Origin of the sequence: Salmonella sp. SAL00653, from assembly GCF_046552515.1 — a bacterium.
In the GTDB taxonomy this organism is placed as follows: Bacteria; Pseudomonadota; Gammaproteobacteria; order Enterobacterales; family Enterobacteriaceae; genus Salmonella; species Salmonella enterica.
This window is the reverse complement of the sequence record NZ_JBGDTY010000040.1, coordinates 1-2,465: the sequence shown is the minus strand read 5'-3', so window position 1 is coordinate 2,465 and position 2,465 is coordinate 1. Positions and strand designations below refer to the sequence as shown.

The 2,465-nt window shown below is 48.2% G+C and carries 5 protein-coding genes; 3 read left to right on the top strand and 2 right to left on the bottom strand.

Annotation, left to right across the window (positions count from 1 at the left end; genetic code table 11):
* From ACLJRU_RS23280 to ACLJRU_RS23270, 3 genes are all read left to right on the top strand, one after another.
* Nucleotides 1-132, top strand: a 132-nt coding sequence (locus ACLJRU_RS23280) for a YlcG family protein (RefSeq protein ID WP_410957050.1), incomplete at its 5' end; no start/stop codon positions are given.
* On the top strand, nucleotides 122-919 hold the full coding sequence (locus tag ACLJRU_RS23275; RefSeq protein ID WP_001047630.1) for an antitermination protein: 798 nt from the start codon (nucleotides 122-124) through the stop codon (nucleotides 917-919). The genes ACLJRU_RS23280 and ACLJRU_RS23275, both read left to right, overlap by 11 nt.
* Before the next feature lie 398 nt (nucleotides 920-1,317).
* Nucleotides 1,318-1,443 (top strand): hypothetical protein, encoded by a 126-nt coding sequence (locus tag ACLJRU_RS23270; RefSeq protein ID WP_001534733.1) that lies wholly within the window; start codon nucleotides 1,318-1,320, stop codon nucleotides 1,441-1,443.
* A gap of 135 nt (nucleotides 1,444-1,578) precedes the next feature.
* Here the strand turns inward: ACLJRU_RS23270 and ACLJRU_RS23265 are convergent, their stop codons facing one another.
* A complete protein-coding gene (locus ACLJRU_RS23265; protein ID WP_001540678.1) occupies nucleotides 1,579-2,028 on the bottom strand; it encodes a hypothetical protein in 450 nt (149 codons plus the stop codon).
* A 360-nt stretch (nucleotides 2,029-2,388) separates the two neighbouring features.
* Nucleotides 2,389-2,465: PipA/GogA/GtgA family type III secretion system effector (locus ACLJRU_RS23260; RefSeq protein ID WP_139774152.1), on the bottom strand; the 77-nt coding region annotated here is incomplete at its 5' end.

Sequence of the window (2,465 nt, the reverse complement as noted above, 5' to 3'; positions counted from 1 at the left end):
ATCGAGATACTCCGCATGCGCTGGCAGCGCCTCCGTATTTACCGCCGTCCGGGGTCGGTGTTGGTTGACTACCGCATTCTTCGTAATTACGTCCGCATTGAAGCAAAACGGGAGCATCGAAATGAATCTTGAGTCCTTACCGAAATATTTTTCACCTAAATCCATGATGCCCGGCGCAGTACCATGCGGAATAACGTCTGATACGCTGACTATTACTGACGTAATGGCATCCCTCGGGCTACTTACTGCAAAAGCCGCAGTGGGTATTGAATTGTATCTTGCAAAAGCTGGGGTTTTATCTTCTGAAAATATCATCGCCTATATCAGGCTATTAGCAGAGCAGCGTGCAGAACGGCATGGGGCATTACGGAAAATGGAAGAGGGTAAGCGTTCAAAATTTCTCGACACTATGGCGCGTTATGTATTTCGCGATTATTCCCTCAGCGCGGCCAGCCTGGTGACGTGCAGTAGCTGTCATGGTGCTAAATTAATTGATGCTGAGGTTTTCACGAACAAGGTTACCTATCCGGATGGTAAGCCACCAAAATGGGTAAAAGATACGAAAGGTATTTCTCCGTCCGACTGGGAGGTGTGGAAATCAGTTCGTGAGCAGGTGCGCGTAGTGTGTAAGGCGTGTGATGGCAAAGGCCATGTGAAAAATGAATGTCGTTGCCGGGGACGCGGAGAAATTCTCGATAAGAAAAAATCTGAGTTGCAGGGCGTGCCGGTTTATAAAAAATGCCCAAGATGCAAGGGAAGAGGCTACCCACGTCTCAAAGATACCGAGATTTTTAAAGCACTAGGAGTAACGGAAATGGTATGGCGGTACAACTATAAACTGTTTTTCGATCGGCTGGTGGAGCATTGCCATATTGAGGAATCGTATGCAGAAAAGGTTCTGGGAAACGTGACTCGATGACCAAAATAATTTAGCTATTGCAAACTTAACGGAAAATGGCTAACCTGATTCCAACGATGGGTTATTATGCCTGTGACGTTACAAGAATTAAGAACCTCGCCTCGGCGGGGTTTTCTTTTATGGATTCCCGACGCCAATAAGACAAAGTGCGGGGAGTGATGCGGAGTCTACATGTTCCAGCCGACCGCAAAGCTCACACAGGCAGGACCACAATCTGATACCGCGATAGCTTTTGCTGATCGCGCCGGAGCGGTAACCGGCAACAATTTAAGCCTCGGTGATTGCCGGGGCTTTTCTGTTTGTGCCGTCCGGAATAATCCCTCTGAGTTTTGTCGTTGATCCACCGGGCGGCCTTCCTACTTCACACTGCGCCATCCGAGCTATCGGAGGTGAGGCTTATGAAAATGCACAACGATCCCCATTCAATGGACTCACAATCTATTTTTGCTGGCTCACAATTACTGCCAATGGAAAAAACTTCTCATTTGGCTCTGAGCGTCGGATTTCGCTCTCACTTAGCGTGAGTCCACGTCCGATTTCAGTTGCAGTTATTGTGAGCCAAAATTTGCGCTGATTGCGAGTCTGACTTTTTTCGATTGTGAGTCGTTACAGATAGCCGCCGGGCCAGACACCACAACGGTACCAGGTGGCGTTATGTGCTAGAAACCGAAATTCTTGAACATCTCATTACTACTCATATCGTTGGCTGGCGCACGGCTCATCGACTCCATCTGCTTGATCAACCCTATGCTAGCACCAACAGGCCCCCCGACGCTGAAACCGACGCTGCTGGAGCGGGTTTTGCTGGTGCTACTGCTGTGGGTTTGACTACGGGTGTTACAGTTGCTTTGGTGTGTCCGTGTGAGACCATTTTCGCTGAGCTGGCTATCTTCACTTTGGGTGCAGTTTCCCTGTGACTGGCTGTGACTGTCTCCTGTGGTGTGGTTGCGGCTATCCGTGTGCCACTCGCTATAGCCTCCCGCCGGCGCAATGATTCCGACTGATGTACCGTGGGTGGCATAGGGAGGCATGACCATGCCACTACAGCCACCGAGCAGTAACGCGGTGCCGACGATAAAAATGAACTTACCCAGAGCGGTGTTTTTCATTAGTTCCTACCTATTTCTTCTCGTTGGTTATTTCTATGCCCTGCCTTGGCAGGGCTCGCTATTATTCATTCTTCAACTGTGAGATCAAGTTATTTTAATTAAATCGGTATTATTCTTAATTGTGTTCTTTATGAATAAATATCCTCCGGCATAGCCGGAGGATATTTATTATTTCCCCTCATAACTGAGAGGCCCCACACAACCAGAGGGGGATGAATGTCCGAATCGATTTCTGGTACTGGGTTAGCAGGTGGCATCCTGACAGGAGCCAGTGTCTATGGACTGCTGACCTGTATTAGCTCAGACCTGAACTGGTTACTGTGTTGTAGCATCGTGGGATTTTGCATTTTTTGATGAGTGTCAATTACTAAATTCGTAGGCGATTCTTGGAGGTGCTGCGTGGCCCATCTCTTTTAAAATAATATTGGTATACTCGA